Annotated in this window: 15 protein-coding genes and 1 riboswitch; of the genes, 9 read left to right on the top strand and 6 right to left on the bottom strand. The window is 69.6% G+C overall.

Going from position 1 to position 19,711, the window contains the following annotated elements:
- Positions 1-2,049, bottom strand: coding sequence for a maltose alpha-D-glucosyltransferase (gene treS / locus AC0T5L_RS11835; protein ID WP_476165485.1), 2,049 nt, complete (start codon positions 2,047-2,049; stop codon positions 1-3).
- 111 nt (positions 2,050-2,160) lie between these two features.
- Positions 2,161-4,131 (bottom strand): alpha-1,4-glucan--maltose-1-phosphate maltosyltransferase, encoded by a 1,971-nt coding sequence (locus tag AC0T5L_RS11830; protein ID WP_476165484.1) that lies wholly within the window; start codon positions 4,129-4,131, stop codon positions 2,161-2,163.
- A gap of 737 nt (positions 4,132-4,868) precedes the next feature.
- On the opposite strand from AC0T5L_RS11830, the gene AC0T5L_RS11825 reads away from it, so the two are divergent.
- The 9 genes from AC0T5L_RS11825 to ligD all read left to right on the top strand — a co-directional run bounded on the left by AC0T5L_RS11825 (position 4,869) and on the right by ligD (position 17,006).
- On the top strand, positions 4,869-7,118 hold the full coding sequence (locus AC0T5L_RS11825) for a transglycosylase domain-containing protein (protein WP_476165483.1): 2,250 nt from the start codon (positions 4,869-4,871) through the stop codon (positions 7,116-7,118).
- A 98-nt stretch (positions 7,119-7,216) separates the two neighbouring features.
- Positions 7,217-7,324, top strand: a riboswitch (TPP riboswitch).
- Positions 7,325-7,434: 110 nt separating this feature from the next.
- Positions 7,435-8,052 carry an ECF transporter S component gene (locus tag AC0T5L_RS11820; protein ID WP_476165482.1) on the top strand — a complete coding sequence of 206 codons (618 nt, stop codon included), beginning with the start codon at positions 7,435-7,437 and terminating at the stop codon, positions 8,050-8,052.
- A gap of 3 nt (positions 8,053-8,055) precedes the next feature.
- Positions 8,056-9,654 carry an ABC transporter ATP-binding protein gene (locus AC0T5L_RS11815; RefSeq protein WP_476165481.1) on the top strand — a complete coding sequence of 533 codons (1,599 nt, stop codon included), beginning with the start codon at positions 8,056-8,058 and terminating at the stop codon, positions 9,652-9,654.
- Positions 9,647-10,447, top strand: coding sequence for an energy-coupling factor transporter transmembrane component T family protein (locus AC0T5L_RS11810; protein ID WP_476165480.1), 801 nt, complete (start codon positions 9,647-9,649; stop codon positions 10,445-10,447). The genes AC0T5L_RS11815 and AC0T5L_RS11810 overlap by 8 nt, the downstream gene beginning before the upstream one ends.
- A 53-nt stretch (positions 10,448-10,500) precedes the next feature.
- Positions 10,501-11,289: an enoyl-CoA hydratase/isomerase family protein gene (locus AC0T5L_RS11805; protein WP_476165479.1), complete on the top strand. Its 789-nt coding sequence runs from the start codon at positions 10,501-10,503 to the stop codon at positions 11,287-11,289.
- A gap of 352 nt (positions 11,290-11,641) precedes the next feature.
- Complete coding sequence (locus tag AC0T5L_RS11800; protein ID WP_476165478.1) at positions 11,642-13,801, top strand: protein kinase domain-containing protein; 2,160 nt, start codon at positions 11,642-11,644, stop codon at positions 13,799-13,801.
- A 449-nt stretch (positions 13,802-14,250) separates the two neighbouring features.
- Positions 14,251-15,030: an electron transfer flavoprotein subunit beta/FixA family protein gene (locus tag AC0T5L_RS11795; RefSeq protein ID WP_476165477.1), complete on the top strand. Its 780-nt coding sequence runs from the start codon at positions 14,251-14,253 to the stop codon at positions 15,028-15,030.
- 33 nt (positions 15,031-15,063) lie between these two features.
- Complete coding sequence (locus tag AC0T5L_RS11790; protein ID WP_476165476.1) at positions 15,064-16,008, top strand: electron transfer flavoprotein subunit alpha/FixB family protein; 945 nt, start codon at positions 15,064-15,066, stop codon at positions 16,006-16,008.
- A gap of 125 nt (positions 16,009-16,133) precedes the next feature.
- The gene (gene ligD / locus AC0T5L_RS11785; protein ID WP_476165475.1) at positions 16,134-17,006 is read left to right on the top strand and encodes a non-homologous end-joining DNA ligase; all 873 of its coding nucleotides are present in this window, start codon (positions 16,134-16,136) and stop codon (positions 17,004-17,006) included.
- Positions 17,007-17,010: 4 nt separating this feature from the next.
- Here the strand turns inward: ligD and AC0T5L_RS11780 are convergent, their stop codons facing one another.
- The 4 genes from AC0T5L_RS11780 to AC0T5L_RS11765 all read right to left on the bottom strand — a co-directional run bounded on the left by AC0T5L_RS11780 (position 17,011) and on the right by AC0T5L_RS11765 (position 19,536).
- Positions 17,011-17,424, bottom strand: coding sequence for a hypothetical protein (locus AC0T5L_RS11780; protein WP_476165474.1), 414 nt, complete (start codon positions 17,422-17,424; stop codon positions 17,011-17,013).
- 100 nt (positions 17,425-17,524) lie between these two features.
- On the bottom strand, positions 17,525-18,787 hold the full coding sequence (locus AC0T5L_RS11775) for an alpha/beta hydrolase (RefSeq protein WP_476165473.1): 1,263 nt from the start codon (positions 18,785-18,787) through the stop codon (positions 17,525-17,527).
- Positions 18,730-19,215, bottom strand: coding sequence for a hypothetical protein (locus AC0T5L_RS11770; RefSeq protein WP_476165472.1), 486 nt, complete (start codon positions 19,213-19,215; stop codon positions 18,730-18,732). The genes AC0T5L_RS11775 and AC0T5L_RS11770 overlap by 58 nt, the downstream gene beginning before the upstream one ends.
- A gap of 30 nt (positions 19,216-19,245) precedes the next feature.
- Positions 19,246-19,536, bottom strand: a complete 291-nt coding sequence (locus AC0T5L_RS11765) for a hypothetical protein (RefSeq protein WP_476165471.1) — start codon at positions 19,534-19,536, stop codon at positions 19,246-19,248.
- Between the last annotated feature and the right edge of the window lie 175 nt (positions 19,537-19,711).

Genomic DNA, 19,711 nt, shown 5'->3' with positions numbered 1-19,711 from the left:
TCAGAGAGGCCCGTTTCCCTTCTCGCCACCACCCCGGTCCGTGCGCTCGGTCACCGGGCCGGAGGAGCCCGCGGTGCGCATCGGAGCCCTGGCTGGGGGCTCGGACGCGCCGCCGTCGAACGTGGAGACGAACCCGGCCGGAATGCTGGACGTCGTGCTGACTGGGTGGTCCGGAGCGTGCGTCCGGGATGGGGCCGCACGCCCCGTGGAGGTGCCGAGAGCGGTGTGCACGCGGACCCCGGCGGCGGGCAGGCCGTAGGACGGAATGCCGTCCCGGCTCCCGTGCGCGGCCCCCGGATCGGCGGTCGCGGGCAGCTGGAACCAGTAGAAGCCGTGCCCTGGCAGGGTGAGCAGGTACGGCAGTTCCCCCACCTCGGGGAAGCGCACACCTCCCACGCACTCCACCGGGCTGACCCCGGTGTACGGGGAAAGGTCCAGCTCCACTGGTTGTGGGTACTTCGACAGGTTGTTGACGCAGAGCATGCGGTCGTCGCCGTGCTCGCGGATGAACGCCAGCACGCTCGGGTTGGAGGCGTTGAGCTCGGTGAACGCGCCCGTGCCGAACACGGGATGGCGTTTGCGGATCTGGATCATGCGCCGTGTCCAGTGCAGAAGCGAGCCGGGGTTGTCGCGCTGGGACTCCACGTTGAGCGCCTGGTAGCCGTAGACCGGGTCCATGACCAGCGGCAGGTAGAGGCGCGCGGGGTCGCTCTTGGAGAACCCGGCGTTGCGGTCCGAGCTCCACTGCATGGGTGTGCGCACGGCGTCGCGGTCGCCGAGCCAGATGTTGTCGCCCATGCCGATCTCGTCGCCGTAGTACAGGACGGGCGAGCCCGGCAGCGACAGCAGCAGGGCGGTGAACAGCTCGATCTGGTCGCGGTCGTTGTCCAGCAGGGGCGCGAGCCGCCTGCGGATCCCCACGTTGGCGCGCATGCGGGGTTCCTTGGCGTACTCGGAGTACATGTAGTCGCGCTCTTCGTCGGTGACCATCTCCAGGGTCAGCTCGTCGTGGTTGCGCAGGAAGATCGCCCACTGGCAGTTGCGCGGGATCGGCGGCGTCTGGGCGAGGACCTCCGAGATCGGGAAGCGCCGTTCCTGCCGTACCGCCATGAACATGCGCGGCATCAGCGGGAAGTGGAAGTTCATGTGGCACTCGTCGCCGCCGGACTCGAAGTCGCCGAAGTAGTCGACGACGTCGGACGGCCACTGGTTGGCCTCACTCAGCAGCACGCGGTCGGAGTAGAGCCGGTCCACCTCGGCGCGCACGCGCTTGAGGAACTCGTGCGTCTCCTTGAGGTTCTCGCAGTTCGTGCCCTCGCGCTCGTACAGGTAGGGCACGGCGTCCAGGCGGAACCCGTCGATGCCCAGGTCCAGCCAGTAGCGCAGGACCTCCAGGAGCGCCTCCTGGACCGCCGGGTTCTCGAAGTTGAGGTCGGGTTGGTGGGAGAAGAACCTGTGCCAGTAGTACTGGCCGCGGACCTCGTCGTAGGTCCAGTTGGACGTCTCGGTGTCGACGAAGATGATGCGGGCCTCGTCGTAGCGGTCGTCGGTGTCCGACCACACGTAGAAGTCGCCGTAGGGGCCCTCGGGGTCCTCGCGAGAGGCCCTGAACCACGGGTGCTCGTTGCTGGTGTGGTTCATGACCAGGTCGGTGATGACGCGGATGCCGCGCCGGTGCGCCTCGTCCAGGAGTTCCACGAAGTCGGATGTGCGGCCGAACTCCGGCAGGATCTTGAAGTAGTCCGAGATGTCGTATCCGCCGTCACGCAGAGGGGACTCGTACATCGGCAGCAGCCATATGCAGTCGATCCCGAGCCACTGGAGGTAGTCCAGTTTCTGCACCAGGCCGGCGAGGTCGCCGGTGCCGTCGCCGTTGGAGTCGAAGAAGCCCCGGGCGAGTACCTCGTAGAAGACGGCGTGCTTGTACCAGTGGGGATCACTGGTACCACCGGAGGACATGAGCGGGCCGGTGGCGGCCCCGGTGGCTGGGGCGAGCGGACCGTGTTCGGCGTGACCGTGTCCACCGGGGCCGGGCTCGTCTTTGCTCATCTACTGCTCCCCACCAAGAATGTTCGACGTCGGATCAACAGGCGTTTCGGACACGGGAAGGGCTCCGGCGGAGGGTGCGCCGCCGGGGCCCGTGCTCTGGTCCGGGGTCCGCTATCTGCCGTTGACGGTGAACACGTGCGCGGGACCGGTCGTGGGGTCGAGCCGGACGTAGTTGTCCGCGCCCCAGGTGTAGGAACGGCCGGTCAGCTCGTCGGTCACCCTGAGCTCCTCCTCCCATGTGCGGCCGAGGGACGGCAGATCCAGGTGCACCGTCGCCTCGTGGGCGTGGTGCGGGTCGAGGTTGACGACGGCGATCACGGCGTCGTCGGGGGTGTCGGTTCCGGAGCCGGGCCGGTGCTTGGAGAAGCAGAGCAGCTCGGGTCGGTCCACATGGTGGAAGCGCAGGTTGCGCAGCTCCCGCATGGCCGGGTGCTCGCGGCGCAGCCGGTTGAGCAGTGTGATGAGTTCGGTGAGGGTCTCGCCGGAGGTCTCGGCCGCGGTCCAGTCGCGCGGCCGGTACTGGTACTTCTCCGAGTTCAGGTACTCCTCGCTGCCGGGCGCGGCCGGGGTGTTCTCGCACAGCTCGAAACCGGAGTAGACGCCCCAGGTGGGGGAGAGCAGCGCCGCCAGCACGGCGCGTACCTCGAAGGCGGGACGGCCGCCGTGCTGGAGGTAGGCGTGCAGGATGTCCGGAGTGTTGGCGAAGAGGTTGGGACGCAGGTAGTGGGCGGTCTCCCTGCTCAGCTCGGTGAGGTAGTCGGTCAGCTCCTCCTTGCTGTTGCGCCAGGTGAAGTAGGTGTAGGACTGGTGGAAGCCGACCTTGGCCAGGGTGCGCATCATGGCGGGGCGGGTGAAGGCCTCGGCCAGGAACAGCACGTCCGGGTGCCTGTGGGCGACGTCGGCGAGCAGCCTCCTCCAGAACGCGACCGGCTTGGTGTGCGGATTGTCGACGCGGAAGATCCGCACACCGTGGCCGATCCAGTGCTCGACCACCCGCAGGACCTCCGTGTACAGGCCCTCGAAGTCGTTGTCGAAGTTCAGCGGGTAGATGTCCTGGTACTGCTTGGGCGGGTTCTCGGCGTGGGCGATGGAGCCGTCGGCCCGGGTGGTGAACCATTCGGGGTGCTCGGTGACCCACGGATGGTCGGGCGAGCACTGTAGGGCCAGGTCCAGGGCGATCTCCAGGCCGTGTTCGCGGGCCTCGGCGACGAAGGCGTCGAAGTCGGCGAGGGAGCCGAGGGCGGGGTGGACGGCGTCGTGGCCCCCGTCGGACGATCCGATGGCCCACACCGATCCGGGCTCGCCGGGGCCAGCGGTCAGGGCGTTGTTGGCGCCCTTGCGGTGACTGGTGCCGACCGGGTGGACGGGCGGCAGGTAGACCACGTCGAAGCCCATGTCGGCGATGGCGGGCAGACGCTTGGCGGCGGTGGAGAATGTGCCGGAGCGCTCGTCTCCGGGGGCGGTGCCGACCTGGGCGCCCTCTGAGCGGGGAAAGAACTCGTACCAGGAGCCGAACAGCGCGCGTTCGCGGTGGACGGCCACGCTGGTGCGCCGGGACTTGGTGACCAGCTCGCGAAGGGGTGCGCGCTCCATCTCAGCGAGGACCTGGGGGGTGAGCGCCGCGGCGAGGCGCTCCATGGGGGCCTTGGAGGTGTCGCGCAGGGCCTCGGCGGCCCTGGTGAGCAAGGGTTTGCGGGGGACACGGGATCCGGCGCGGGCGAGCAGCCGGGCACCCTCCTCCAGGACGAGGCCGGTGTCCTGGTCCAGGGGGAGTTTGATACGGGCGGTGCGGTGCCAGGTGGCGAAGGGGTCGGACCACGACTCGACCGCGAACGACCACTTTCCCTCGGAGGGGAGGCTGATCTCGGCCTCGTACCGGTCGGTGCCGGGTGTGTGCTCGCGCATGGGGACGAGGCGTTCGCGGCGCCCCTCGGGTGAGTAGACGACGACGCCCGCGGCGAGGGAGTCGTGGCCCTCGCGGATCACCGTGGCTCCCACGGTGAAGCGTTCTCCGGGAACGGATTTCACCGGACCGAGGTCGTTGTCTGGAGAGATGTCGAGTATGGGCAGGCGTCCGATCACTGGCTACACCGTAATTGTCATGGTTTGGGCGTTATGGAAGCGTGCCGGTTTTCGGCAGTAGGAAATAACCGGGGGTCAATCCAAGGCAAGGCGGGGTTGACGAAGTATCCAGAACAGAAACTGTCCGGATTGCGACTTCGGTGCCCCCCGCTGTCTATCGTCTGCCCTCTTGCGGTGTTTGGCGGAGCGGCCGTGCCGAATAATTTGAGTGATCCTCATCACACTTGCTGCATGCGCTAAGAGCTGGCATTTGCCGGGTTTCGGCTGAGTAAACCTCTCAAATCGGCCATAAGAGCACAGCTGATGCAGGCGTATCTGTGGTTGTTTTTCTATGGATTATGAGGAAATGCCGAGAAACTGATCTGTGGTGTTGGGTGGTGTGGTGCGGTGGGTAGGGATGACCGAATGCACCTCCGGGCCGCTCAGCCTTATTCCGGACATCCCGGTGTGGCCGAATGATCTTCGGAGTGGCGTTCGCCCCGGATTCGGTCATCCAGGGCTGGCAAGCTCCGGACGACCCTTCGGTTTCTCTCGGTTTCGAGACTGCTGTATGTCTGTTTAGTGGAGATTAGAGGGGTATGTTCGCTCTGTGGGCTTTGCTGGGGATTGGCGAAGCTTTTCGCGACACGCCCGTTTTCACGGTCCTCCCTTTACGGCCCTCCTGCGAGCGTGGTCGGTGGACGGCCCTGTCCGCGTGATCCGCGGGCCGGGCGGTACACGGCCGTAGGGGGGGCGACGTGACGGAGTCGAACCAGCGCCCGCCGCGCGGACGGCGGCGGCACGAGGCCCTGCGGGGGAGGGGGAGCGCCGCCTCCTCACGCGGGAAGCTGTGGGGCGCGGTCCCGGGCGTGAAGCGGTGGGCCGCGGTCCTGCGCGGAAGACTGTCCGAACCGGTGCCGAGCGGGACACGTCAGGAGGCGGTCCTGCGCCTGACGAGGACGAGCGCGGTCGCCGGGCTGCTGACCGCGGCGCTGGTGCTGCCGTGGGTGGGCAGCGTCGGACTGGTGGCCAAGGACACGGCGGCGGCCTTCATGGCCATGCCCAGCGACCTGGAGGTGCGGCCCCTGGCCGAACGGGTCCTCCTCACCGACATGGACGGAGACCCCATCGCGGAGGTCGCCGAGCGCGAGCGCGATGTGGTGCCCCTGGACGAGATCAGCCCCTGGGCGCCCGCCGCGCTCATGGCGATCGAGGACGAGCGCTTCTACGAGCACTCCGGACTGGACCTGCGTGGGACGCTGCGCGCCGCGATCCGCACCGCAACGGGCAACACCCAGGGCGGGTCCACCATCACCCAGCAGTACGTGAAGAACCTGCTCATCGAGCAGGCCACCGACAAGGAGGACGTGGAGAGCGCCAGCGCGCAGACCCTGAGCCGCAAGCTGACGGAACTGCGCCACGCCGTCGAGCTGGAGGAGCAGCTCACCAAGGACGAGATCATGGAGGGCTACCTCAATCTCGCCTACTTCGGCGCGGGTGCGCACGGCATCGAGATCGCCGCCAGGCGCTACTTCTCCGTCTCGGCCTCCGAACTGGACCCCGCGCAGGCGGCCACGATCGTGGGCCTGGTGCGCGCGCCGTCGTACTACAGCCCGATCGACAACCCCGAATCCGCGCTGGAGCGCCGCAACCTGGTGCTGGACCGGATGGCCGCCACCGGGCACCTGGAGGCGGGGGAGGCCGAGGAGTACAAGAACCGGGGGCTGGGCGTGGACGAGACCCCGCGCGGGGGCAGCTGTTTCCACGGCGAGCAGCCGTTCTTCTGCGACTACGTCATGCGCTGGCTGCGCGACTCCGACGTGCTCGCCGACACCCAGCAGGAGCGCGACCGGATGATCGAACAGGGCGGCATCACCGTGCGCACCACGCTCGACAGCGACATGCAGAAGGCCGCGGAGAAGGCGATCGAGAAGTACGTACCGGCGGAGGAGAACACCAAGTTCGCCTCCGAGGTGCTCGTGGAGCCCGGCACCGGTCGGGTGCGGGCGATGGCCCAGAACATGCCCTACGGCTTCGACGAGGAGGAGACCGGTACCACCTCGATCAACCTGGCCGTGGACCGCGACGGCGGCGGATCCCACGGATACCAGGCGGGATCGACGTTCAAGCCGTTCACGCTGGCCGCGGCCCTGGACTCAGGGCTCAAGTACGGCACCAGCTTCAACGCGCCCAAGACCGTGTCGGTCAGCGGGATGCGCAACTGCGAGGGCGGCAAGATGGCCGAGTGGGACGTGCGCAACGCCGGTGAAAGCGACGGGGGCGAGCACGACATGGTCAGCGGGACGAAGGGGTCGGTGAACACCTACTTCGCCCAGCTCCAGGAGCGCGTCGGCCTCTGTGAGACCGCGGAGATGGCTGAGCGACTGGGCATCCACCGCGCGGACGGCGAGGACCTGGGAGTGTGGAACTCCTTCACCCTGGGCGACCAGGAGGTCTCCCCGCTCACCCTGGCCAGCGCCTACGCCACCTTCGCCGCCCGGGGCACCCGCTGCGAACCGGTCCCGGTCTCCTCGGTCCGCGTCGGCAACGAAGAGGAGGAGGACAGCGAGGTGATCGAGGTGGACACCGTCTGCGAGGAGGACGCGATCAAGACCAAGGTCGCCGACGGTGTCAACCACCTGCTCCAGCAGACCTTCAAGGGCGGTACCACCAACGGCCTTGAGATCGGGCGCCCAGCCGCGGCCAAGACCGGTACCACCGACAGTTCGGCGTACGCGTGGTTCGCGGGATACACCCCGAACCTGGTCGGAACCGTGGCGGTCGGCGACATCCGCGGCGGTGAGCAGCACCCGCTCGAGGGCGTGACCATCGGTGACCAGTTCTACGGCATCGTCTACGGCGCCACCCTGCCCGGCCCGATCTGGCAGGCCACCATGGAGGAGGCCGCGGACGAGCTTCCGAAGAAGAAGTTCGCGTCGTCGCCGAAGGCCTTCGGCAGTTCGTCGTCCGAGCCGTCCGGGTCCGACAGCGACGGGGACGAGGCCTGACGCCGTCCCGGGGCGGCCGGGCCGGCCGCCCCGGGCGGGACGAGGATCGTGGGGGGCGGACCACCCCACGATCCTCCCCCGTGCCCCATACTGGAGGGAAGAACCGACAGGGGAGCGCGTGAGCGCTGAGAGTGCGGTACCAGGCCGCAGACCCTTACACACCTGATCTGGGTCATACCAGCGAAGGAAGTCGTAGGAACTCGTCACCGGTGGCGTGCTCCCGCGCACCGGAGTGATCTGGTGCGCGCCATGCTCCACCGGTGCCGCTCTTGGCCCCATGGCCCCTCGTCATCCCCCGACGAAGGGACACCAGGACATGAAGAAGAAGGACGACACCGCGAAGACCGGCTTCTGGCGGGACGTTCGCGGCCAACTGCTGGGCTGGCGCACCGTCGACATCGTCGTGGCCGCCGTCATCGGCGTCGCGGTCGGCGTCGTCTTCTGGCTGTGGAACATCGTGTGGACGGTCACGACACCCCTGTTCGTGGGGTTCCCGCCGGCGCAGGCCGCCGTCTACGGCATGTGGCTGATCTCCGGCGTGCTCGGCGGCCTGGTCATCCGCAAACCCGGAGCCGCCGTGCTCACCTCGGTCGCCGCCGCCTCGGTGTCGGCGGTCCTGGGGACCCAGTGGGGAATCATGGTCATCCTCGACGGAACCCTCCAGGGCATCCTGCCCGAGCTGGTCTTCCTCGCCTTCGGCTACCGGCGCTGGGGTATGGGCGCGGCCGTGCTCGCCGCGGCGGCCGCGGGGGTCTCACCGGCCATCCGCGACAACATCACCTACAACGTCGCCTGGCCGCTGCACTTCCAGATCGTCTACGGCGTCATCGTGGTGATCAGCGCCGCCGTCATCGCGGGCGCAGGCGCCCGGATCCTCACCACCGCCCTGGCCAGGTCCGGGGCACTGGCGCCCTTCCCGTCGGCCAGGGGCTGACCCGTGGCGGAAACACACGGGCGGGACGCCCGCCCCGGCGCGCGCGTGGAGCTGTCCGGCTGGGGCTGGCGGCACTCCGGACGCGAGGAGTACGCGCTGCGCGGCGTGGACCTGGTCGTCGAACCCGGGGAGCGCGTGCTGCTGCTCGGCGCCTCCGGGGCGGGCAAGTCCACCCTGCTGCACTCGCTGGCCGGTCTGACCGGTGAGGACGGCGCGATCAGCGGCGACCAGGAGGGCACCCTGGTCGTGGACGGCGAGCCCGCCGACCGCGGACGGGGCCGGGTCGGCCTGGTCAGCCAGGACCCCGAGACACAGCTGGTGATGGCGCGCGCGGGCGACGACGTGGCCTTCGGGCCGGAGAACCTGGGCGTGGACCCCGAGCTGATCTGGCCCCGGGTGCACGGGGCGCTGGAGGCCGTGGGCTTCCCGTACGGGTCCCGCCACTCCACGGGCGCGCTGTCGGGAGGCGAGAAGCAGCGCCTGGTGATCGCCGGGGCGCTGGCCATGCGCCCCCGCCTGCTGCTGTTGGACGAGCCCACCGCCAACCTCGACCCCGCGGGGGCCGCGCTGGTACGCGGTGTGCTCACACGCCTGCTCGCCGAGACCGGGGCGACCCTGGTCCTGGTCGAGCACCGCGTGGCCGAGGTGGTCGACCTGGTGGACCGGGTCGTGGTCGTGGAGCCCGGCGGCGGCGTGATCGCCGACGGGGACCCGGACACCGTGTTCGCCGGACACGGGTGCTCACTGGCCGACCAGGGGGTGTGGATGCCCGGGAACGAGCCCGGGCCCGACCTGGCGCCGGCACCCGGGGGAGGGGCCCTGCTGGAGGCCGTGGACGTGGCCGCGCGCACCCCCTTCCAGCTGGGCGTGCGCTCCGCGCCCCGGCGTGTGGTGCTCGACGGCGTGGACACCACCGTGTCCGCGGGGACGGCGACCGCACTGACCGGGCCCAACGGCTCGGGCAAGTCCACGCTGCTGACCATGCTGGCCGGGCTGTCCAAGCCGTACCGGGGACAGGTGCTGCCGCGCGGGCCGCTGGCCGGTGCCGACCGGCGCCCGCTCGCACGCTGGCCCGCCCGGCGGTTGGCCCGGCACGTGGGCACGGTCTTCCAGCACGCCGAGGACCAGTTCGTCACCACCACCGTCCGCGACGAGCTGCGGTTCGCCCCGCTGCGTGCCGGGATGGGTGAGGCCGAGACCGACACCTGGGTGGGTGAGCTGATGGAGCGGCTGCGCCTGACCCGCCTGGCCGACGTGCACCCCTACACGCTCTCGGGCGGGGAGAAGCGGCGCCTGTCGGTGGCCACGGCGCTCAGCTCCGGTCCCTCGCACGCGCCCGACGTGCTCATGCTGGACGAGCCGACCTTCGGCCAGGACACCCGCACATGGATCGAACTGGTGGAGCTGCTGGGCGCCCTGCGGGCCGAGGGGCGCGCCGTGGTCATGGCCACCCACGACGACCTGCTGCTGCGGCACCTGGCGGACGCCCGGGTGCGCGTGGCCGACGGCCGCGCCGTGTACGGGGCCCCGGACGGGGAAACGCGCGGTCCCGGGTCCGCCGCCGCGCGCCGCGCGGCGGCCGAGGGGAGAGCCCGTGGGTGACCGACGGTTTCCGGAGGGGGCCTGCGCCGCGGGCGGGGACACACTGACCCTGGACACACCGGAGGGCGGCGGGGCCCGCTACTGGCTCGTCGGGTTCAACCCCGCCGCCAAACTGCTCGCCGCCCTGTTCCTGGGCATCGGCCTGGTCCCGGCCGTGGACGCCGTGACCGGCGGCGTGGTGCTGGCGGGGATCCTGCTGCTCCTGCCGTTCAGCGGGATCGACCGGCGCACCCTGCTCGTCCTGAGCGGTCCCTTCCTGCTCATGGGGCTCTCCAGCGGTCTGGTCAACTACCTGTACGGCGAGCACGGCGCGGAGGGCGCGCTGGGCGCCGCGGTGCGCCTGCTGGCCATCGCCCTGCCAGGTCTGCTCGCGGCCGTGAGCAGCGATCCGACGGAGATGTCCGACGGGCTGGTGCAGCGGTTGAAGGTGCCCGAGCGGCCCGCCATGGGCGTTTTGGCGGCGCTGCGGCTCATCCCGCTGCTGGCCGACCAGTGGCGCACCATCACGCTGGCCCGGCGTGCCCGTGGGCTGGAGGCCGGGCGCAACCCCGTGCGGGTGCTCACGCTGTTCTTCGGCCGCCTGTTCGCCCTCCTGGTGCGGTCCATCCGCACCGGGACGCTGCTGGCCACCGCGATGGACGCCCGCGCGTTCGGAACCGGGCCGCGCACGTGGGCCAGACGGAGCCGTTGGCGGCGCGCGGACACGCTGCTGCTCGCGGGCGCGGCCCTGCTCCTGGCGGTGGCGTACACGCTGTCCTCCCGGCTGGGCACCCTGGTGCTGCTGTTCTCCTGAACCAGGTGGTAGGTAGTTCAGGACACCGACGTCAAGTGGAAGAGGTGGAGACCGTGGGCGAGTTCGTTCGCGTGGAGACTGACCCGGACCATCCGGCCGTGGCCGTGATCAGGCTGGACCGGCCGAAGGTGAACGCGCTCAACGCGGTGGTGACGGCCGGGATCGCCGAGGCCGCGCAACAGGTGTCCACCGACCCGGCCGTGCGCGCCGTGGTGGTCTACGGGGGCGAGCGCGTGTTCGTCGCGGGCGCCGACATCAAGGAGATGACGGACCGCACCGCCACCGAGATGCGCGAGTACGCGCGAAACCTCCAGGGCGCGTTGACCCTGGTGGCGCGCATCCCCAAGCCGGTCGTGGCGGCCGTCGCCGGCTACGCGCTGGGCGGCGGCCTGGAGCTGGCGCTGGCCGCCGATTTCCGGGTCGCGGGGGCCGGGGCGAAGCTGGGCGTGCCCGAGATCCAGCTCGGGGTGATCCCCGGCGCGGGCGGCACCCAGCGCCTGCCCCGCCTCGTGGGTCCGGCCCGGGCCAAGGAGATGATCTTCAGCGGCCGCCACGTGAAGGCGGACGAGGCCCGCGAGATCGGCCTGGTGGACGAGGTCGTCCCGGACGAGGAGGTCTACGGGGCCGCACTGGCCCGGGTCGCGAAGTACGCCGACGGCCCGGCCGTGGCGCTGGCCGCCGCCAAGGAATCCGTGGACCGGGGCCTGGAGACCGACCTGGACACGGGCTTGGAGATCGAGCGCCTGCACTTCTCCGGGCTGTTCGCGACCGAGGACCAGAAGAACGGCATGCGCAGCTTCGTCGACCAGGGACCTGGCAAGGCCTCCTTCAACGGGCGCTGAGCCGGGGAGACGGGGGAGGGCCCTACCCGGGTGCCGCCCTCCCCCGACCGCTGGTTCTCCGGTGTCCTGCGCACCTTCCCGCCCCTGGCGGGCAGGCGTGACCGGGGGAGTCCGGCCGAACGTCCGCATCCGGCCAGTCCGGACACGGAGGAGGGAACCGTGCACGCAAGTTTTCCGTCATACTCGTGGTGGTCGTCCGAGGACGGACGCGCCGCCAGAGCCCCGGGTACCCCGGCGGCGCGGAAGCGACCGCACGGGTCCCGGACGGGCCACACAAGCCAATGTTGACCCATCCCCCCGGCCGATAAGCTGGACGTGGCGGTATGCGGTCTTTTGAGGGGATGAGTTCTCGATGGCAATGTCGGCAGGTTTCCCCACGGGCGAGGAGCTGCCGGAGCGCATCGGCCACTACGTGATCCGCCGCCGTATCGGGCAGGGCGGCATGGGCGTGGTGTACCAGGCCGAGGACCCCCGGACCGAGCAGTTCGTCGCGGTGAAGGTCCTCAAGCCGGAGGTCGCGGGGGACGAGATCGCCCGGGCCCGGCTCGCCCGCGAGGTCGAGACCATGCGCCGAGTGCACAGTCCCAACGTGGCCGAGGTCATCGACGCCGACACCCAGGCCGAACTGCCGTGGGTGGTCACCGAGTACATCCCCGGCCCGACCCTGGACTCGACCGTCACCGACCACGGCCCGCTGCGCGGCCGCGCGCTCACCCGCTTCGTGACGGGCATGGCCCGGGCGATCAAGGACATCCACGAGGTGGACGTGATCCACCGCGACCTCAAGCCCGGCAACGTGATCATCTCCAACGGCGAGCCGATCGTCATCGACTTCGGCATCGCGCACGCCGTGGACGGCGCCAAGCTGACCCAGACCGGCACGTTCGTCGGCACGCCCAGCTACCTGTCCCCGGAGGTCATCGAGGGCACCGACCTGGGGCCGGCGACCGACGTCCACGCCTGGGGCGGCACCGTCGCCTTCGCCTCCACCGGCCGCCCGCCCTACGGCGCGGGCTCCTTCGAGGTCATCTTCTTCCGCATCCTCAACGGTGAGATCGACATGGACGGGATGCACGAGGCGCTGCGGCCGCTGGTCAACCGCGCGGTCTCCCGCGACATGGCGAGCCGGCCCACGGCCGCGCGGCTGGTCGAGTCGACCAGCCGCCTCAACCTCGACCTGCCCTGGACCGAGGACGTCGGCGGCCAGTCCACCGGTCTGACCGGCACCCACACCGTGTACAACCCGTCCGTGGGCGGTGTTCCCGAGTCCGCGGGCCACATGAGGGGCGACGAGGGGTGGGGCCCCTCGCACACGAGCAGCGGGGCCAACCCGGCGGCCAGTTCCTGGTCCCTTCCGGGGGAGTCCCCGCACACGGTCTCCGCGGCCCACTCGAACGGCTGGGACAGAGGTCCGGAGGCCACGGACGACCCGTCGGGAGCGGCCGACGCCCAGCGGGGCTGGGGCACCGGCGAGGACGCGACCGACGACCTGGGCGGCACCCAGCGGATCGCCCCGGGTGGTTCGGACGACCTGGACGACCCGCAGGGGACCATGCGGATCAACCCGGGCGGCGCCGGAGACGACCTGGACGACATACAGGGCACGCGGCGCATCCAGCCCGGCGACCTGCCTCGCGAGGACCCGCAGGGCACCATGATGATGGACCCGGGAGGCGAGAGCGGCCACGGGCGCCCCGTGGCGGAGAACCAGGCCCCGCAGACCCAGTTCTTCAACACCCCGCTGCACAAGGGTGACTTCGCCGACATCCTCACCCCCGTGGACGACAACCGCCAGAGCGGCCGGACACAGGAGTTCGACGAGGACGACTACCAGGATCGCGGCGGCTGGCTGAGCCGGTTCAAGCGCGGCAGCAACGACCGGATGGGCGACTACTTCCGGGGCGGCGGCGACGACGAGTACTACGACGACGAGTACGAGGCCGAGGCGTGGCGGATGCACCCGCTGGTGCTGATCCCCACCATGGTCTCGCTGGCCGGCGTGGCCCTGTGGTTCCCCTGGTTCGGCATCCTGCTGGGCGTCGTGATCATCGCCGGGCTGAGTGCCCTGGACGTGGTCAAGGCCGAGCACGCGCGCCGGTTGCAGACCCGCGGTCCGCGCAACTCCGACAGCATGCTGGTGGTGTTGAGCTTCCCGTGGGCATTCGGGCGCATGGTGCTGCGCACGGTCGGGTTCGGCCTGATCTACCTGCTGGCCGGGGTCCTGGTCGGCATGATCTACGCCCAGGTCGCCGGGGCGGACGTCGGTCAGGGTGCCAACTACACCGGCGCGTTCGCCGTGTTCGTGATGGTCCTGCTCAGCTACATCATGCCCAGCGGGCGCGAGGCCCGGCACCAGGCGGTGTGGCTGGTCGAGCGGGTGCGGTTCCACAACCTGTACATGTACATCGGCGTGGTCGTCGGCATCCTGCTGCTGACCATGCTGATCCTGTCCATCGGACTGACCGCTGCACCGAGCTGGACCCCGCTGGACGGACCGTCGGACTGGCTCTGAGTCCTCCGCGTCCTCCTAGACGGCGCCGCGGTGCCGGACTCCTCGACGCCCTCCTCCCGTCCCGGGGGAGGGCGTCGACCCTTTCCCGGGGCCCCACCGGTGGTGTAACCGATGGTGTGACCGGTTCCGGGGGAGGCCGCGGCGACTAGGGTGGAAACCGGAGGCCGGCTCCCCGGCACCGGGATCGGTGCACCGCGGCGGAGCGGCGGTCCGGTACCACGGGGATGGTCAGGGTTGCCTCAGTCACATCGGGGGCCACGGGTTGGCCTCCAAGCTACTAGCCAGTAACATTTGGCTGTATGGAGCACACTGCGGGACCTGTCTGGACATGAAGGCGGCCCCGCCGTCGGATGACCGAACGGCATTCGGCATTGTTGGCAATACGGGGCGCGCCAGCGTCCGACCGCCGCACGGCGGATCATGGAGTGCAGGGAGGTCGGCCACCGGCCATGAATATTGTCGTTTTGGTCAAGCAGGTCCCGGACACGGCGACCGAGCGGAAGCTCAACCCCGATGACAAGACGCTCGACCGCGCAGCGTCCGACGGGGTCATCAACGAGCTCGACGAGTACGCGATCGAAGAGGCTCTTCAGCTCAAGGAGAAGCACGGTGGCGAGGTCACCGTCCTGACGATGGGCCCGGACCAGGCCAAGGACTCCATCCGCAAGGCCCTGTCGATGGGCGCGGACAAGGCGGTCTTCGTCAACGACGACGCGCTCCACGGCTCGGATTCGCTCCAGACCGCCTACGCGATCGCGCAGGCCCTGGGCACCATCGAGTACGACGTGGTCGTGCTGGGCTCGGAGTCCACCGACGCCCGTACCGGTGTCGTCGGCGCCGCGCTCGCCGAGTACCTCGGCCTGCCGCAGCTCACGTTCGCGCGCAAGGTCGAGGTCGACGGCAGCACCATCAGGATCCAGCGTCAGACCGACTACGGCTACGACGTCGTCGAGGCCCAGCTCCCGGCGGTCGTCTCCGTGGTCGAGAAGATCAACGATCCCCGCTACCCGTCCTTCAAGCTCATCATGCAGGCGAAGAAGAAGCCGGTCGACAAGAAGTCCACCGCGGACGCGGGCATCGACACCGACAAGGTCGGCCTGGCCAACGCCACCACCGAGACCGTCGACTTCGCCGCCGCGCCGCCGCGCGCCGCGGGCACGGTCGTCAAGGACGAGGGTGACGGCGCCGCCAAGATCGCCGACTTCCTCGTCGAGAAGAAGTTCGTTTAGGTCCGGCGAGAGACTCAGGAAGGTTCAAGGATTATGGCTGAGGTCCTCGTCCTCGTCGACCACGTCGACGGACAGGTCAAGAAGGTCACCACCGAGCTGCTCACCGCCGCCCGCCGTATCGGCGAGCCCGCGGCCGTGTGGGTCGGCGACGGCGCGGAGTCGGGCAAGGGCGCCCTGGCCGAGTACGGCGCGGAGAAGGTCTACGTGGCCCCGGCCGAGCTGGGCGACTACGTCGTCGCCCCCAAGGCCGAGCTGCTCGCCAAGCTCGCCCAGGACAAGGGCGCCGCCGCCATCCTGGTCTCGGCCACCGCCGAGAACAAGGAGATCGCCGGCCGCGCCGCCGTCAAGCTGGGTTCCGGTGTGCTCACCGACGTCGTGGACGTCAACGCCGAGGCCGTCACCGAGCACAGCATCTTCGGCGGTGCCACCGTCACCCACGCCCGCGTGCGTACCGGCGTGCCGGTCATCGCCGTCCGCCCGAACTCCATCCCGGCCGAGGCCGCCTCCGGCGCCGCCGCCGAGGAGGCCGTGTCGGTGGAGGTCTCCGACGCCGCCAAGACCGCCAAGGTCGTCGAGCGCGTCGCCGAGGAGCAGGGCGAGCGCCCCGAGCTCACCGAGGCCGCGATCGTGGTCTCCGGTGGCCGTGGTGTCGGTTCCGACGACTTCTCCGTCGTCGAGAACCTGGCCGACTCCCTCGGCGCGGCCGTGGGTGCCTCCCGCGCCGCCGTCGACTCCGGCTGGTACCCGAACCAGTTCCAGGTCGGCCAGACCGGTAAGACGGTCAGCCCGAACCTGTACGTGGCCCTGGGCATCTCCGGCGCGATCCAGCACCGCGCGGGCATGCAGACCGCGAAGAACATCGTCGCGGTCAACAAGGACCCCGAGGCTCCGATCTTCGAGCTGTCCGACTTCGGCGTCGTGGGCGACCTGCACGCGGTCGCCCCGCAGCTCACCGAGGAGATCAACAAGCGCAAGTAGTACCGTGCTCGGCACCGCGAACGCCCGGCCAGGCGGACCTGGCCGGGCGTTCGCGCTGTGCGGGGCCGTTTTCGGTGTGCCGGACCGGGTAGGCGGATCGCACGGTGCCTACCGGGGGAGGATCGATGACGTCGTCGGGGGTGCGAGCGGGACGGCGTGTGGTGCGTGTGCGCAAGCCCGACAAGCCGCTGTTCGGCGCGGGCGGCGCGACCAAGGAGGACCTGGCGGAGTACCACGCCAGGATCGCGCCCCTGATGCTGCCGCACCTACGCGGCCGCCCCGTGGCCCTGGAGCGGTTTCCGGACGGGATCGGCGCGCAGGGGTTCTTCGTCAAGCATCCGTCGGTCCCGGACTGGGTGCGCACCGTGGAGACCAGCGGCGGGCGGATGATGGTGTGCCAGGACGCGGCGGCGCTGGTGTGGTGCGCCGACCAGGCGGCGATCACCGTGCACGCCTGGCAGTCCAGGGAGCCGAACCTGGGCCGCCCCGACCGGATGGTGATCGACCTGGACCCCGCGGGAGACGGACCGGAGGCATTCGCGGCCTGTAGGGACACCGCCCGTGACGTGCGGGAGGTGCTCGACGACCTGGGCCTGGCCGCCTACGTGATGACCAGCGGGTCGAAGGGGCTGCACGTGCGGTCGCCGCTGCGCCCGGAGGCGGACGACCAGGAGGTCCGGCGGCTGGCGGAGGCGGTCGCGGACCGTGTGGCGGACCGGCGCCCCGACGAGCTGACCACAGAGGTGCGCAAGGCCGCCAGGGGCGGCCGGTTGTTCGTGGACTACCTGCGCAACGGTCGCGAGCAGCTCGCGGTCGCCCCGTACTCGGTGCGGGCCAGGCCGGGCGCGCCGGTCGCGGCGCCGCTCACCTGGGAGGAGCTGGACGGTCTGGAAGCGGCCGGGGCGTTCACGATCGACCTGGAACGGGACGAGTGCCCGTTCGCGGGGATGGGGCGCCACGCCAGGTCCCCGCTCAAGGCGCTGGAGAGGCTGGGCTGACGGCTCAGGGTCCGGGGGTGCCCTTGGGCCAGACACAGGGGGAGGATGCGGCGATAGCTAGGCTGCCGTCTCCAGCCACCTGTATGGACAACCCGAACGAGTCCTCTTCGTGTTCGACTGAAAGGAACATGTCGTCAGGACGTAGATCATCGCGGATCCGGTAGCCGCTGGATGTCCAGTGCTCGTGGAGGAGCTCGATGTTCTCCTCGTTGTCCTCAACGGGCAGATTCCGGATCCAGAACGTTTCACCGACCGTGACACGGTCCTTGGGTCCGCCGTCGGTGGGGTCGTCGCAGGCGGCGACGATGGTTCCGCGTCGCTCCTCCAGTTCGGCGCCGCCGGGCAGAGCGGCCATCGTGTTGTCGATGTGCTCCCTGACCTTCTCGGCGGCTTCATCCTCGGTGACGGTCGGTTCCATTCCCGTTCCCCCCGGTGTATTGGGGCCACAGCCGGTCACGGCCAAGGCGAGTGTGAGGGCGTAGGCCCACTGTCGTGGTCGAATCATGTCCTGTCGATTCCTAGTGCTCGCCTGCGATGACCTCGCCCATGTGTCGTAGAGATTTATTTGTGAGCTCGAAGTACTCCGAGTGGGCGTCTCCGAGGGGCCACTGACCACCCTCGCTGCCTTCGTCCGATTCGAAGACAGCCGCCCCGAAGCCCTGCTCTGTGGGGTCGGTGCCGTGTACGGCCTCGGATCCGAGACCGAACCAGCCCTTGTTGATGTTGTCGTTCTCTGCCGCTGACACGTGAACGTTCTCAGCGGGAAGTCTTAGGTCGGTTACGTGGTCGGCGTTGACTCCGGGACTGCCTACGAGTACCAGTTCGTCCGCGTCCAGGCCTTGCTGGCTCTGCGCGGTGTGCCCGACCACGGTCGTCCCGTAACTGTGTCCGATGACGGTGTTGTTGGACGGCTGCCCCTGGTGGGTGGCGCGCAGACCGTCCTGGAAGCCGCTCAGTTCGTCCACCGCCTCTTCGGCGCGTCCACTGGTGGCCGCCTCGGGGACGCTGGGAGCGTCGTATCCGGTCCAACTGATCACGGAGTGGTTGCCGTCCGGATCCGCGTTCGCGGCAGCTTCCATGAGGTTGTCGCCACGTCCCACCTGGTCGTTGATGCTCTGCCAGGTCGTCGTGGTCCCGGGGACCAGCGTCGCCACGTTCTCGGCGGTGTCGGGGTTGCCGTTGGCCACGATCGCACGCCCGTCACCCTCAGCGTCGAGGGCGAGCAGGTACCTGTCCGCCTTGTCGTCCTCCAGGCTCTCCCGGAGGTCCGTCAACGTCTCGAGCTCTCCTTTGAGTCCGCTCAGGTCGTTCTGAGCGCTGTAGGCGCCTATTTCTCCACCGGAGTCACCCAAGGAATCCATGGCCTCGTCGTACTCCTCCTCCGAGTCCGCGACCTCCTCCTCCAGGCGTTCGATCTCCTCGTCCAGGTGGTCGCGGTTGAGCTCGTCGCGGACGGTAGCCGGGATGCCGTCGAGCTCGCGGAGCAGCTCCGGATGGTCCCTCATGGCCTGCTCCTGCTCCTCCTCGGTCATGGAGGACCACCACAGGTTGACGACCGACGGGTGCTCGTCCCCGCTCAGTGCGTCCGGGACCATGCTGGGGACCGCGTCGCCGAAGTACGTCAGCTGGCTGCCGGACAGCAGGGCAGACTCGATCAGGCGCTCCAGGGTGTCCTGGCCGGGACCGTTGCGCAGGTCCTTCTCGGTCTGCTCGGCCTGGTCCATCAGGGTCTCCCAGTGTCCGGAGTGCTCGGTGAGCAGCTCCTCGCGCAGTGTTTCCAACTGCGTCGTCTCCAGCCCCTCACGGGTCCCCGCGCCGAGGATGGACCCGCGGGAGGAGCCGCCGGAGGATTCGACGCCGACTCGGCGCCGGACTTGGCCTCCTCCCAGCGGGTCTCCAGTTTGGCGCGCTCAGAGCGGTAGGTCTCGATGTCGAGTCCCCACTGGCGCAGGATCGCGGCACCGTAGGTGAGGGCGCTGGCGGCGTCACTCCAGGAGGCGAGCGCCTGGGAGGAGCTGGAGACGATGTTCCAGGCGACGAGGTCGGTGAACTCCCCGGCGGAGGACTGGAACTGACTGTGGGCGCCCTCGGACTGGCCGAGCATGTTCTGGCGGACGGTGTCGAGCTGGTCGGCACCGGTCTCGATGGCGCCGACGTCGGCGTCGATGTCCTCGGGCAGGCCGAGGGACATGGAAGCGATGTCGCTCACGACAGGGGCTCCGCTGTGGTGGGGGCAGGTTCAGAAGTTGATCTGGATGTCGAGGGCTTCCAGGCCCTCCTGGTACTCGTCGGCGTTCTCGTGGTCGGTGTCGGTGATCGCCAGGTCGGCTTCCTGGACGTTCTGGGCCAGGTTGATGCCGTTCTCGGCGACCCGTCGGATGTGCTGCATGGTGTCGAGGTCGTAGTCGCCCAGACCGCCGGACACGTGCTCGGACACGGCTCCCGTCAGTCCTTCGACGGCGGACTCGAAATCGGTGCCGAGGAAGACCATGGCCTCGGACAGGGCTTCGGCCTCCTCGGCCTCAGACATGCCTTCGACGGGGTTCACACCGGCAGGTCCGGACACAGGAGCTCCCGAAAGGTTCCGTGAGGGGGTGTTCTGGACGCGAGGTTACAACACGCGTACAAGCGACTCCGATGTGGCCTCTGTGGCCTCTGTGGTCTGGTGGGAATGGGTTGACCTGGGAACGGGGCGCGGAGGTGAA

The sequence above is a fragment of the Nocardiopsis sp. TRM 82005 genome (genome assembly GCF_056312425.1).
The sequence above is the reverse complement of the archived record's forward strand: the minus strand, read 5'-3'. Positions and strand labels throughout refer to the sequence as shown.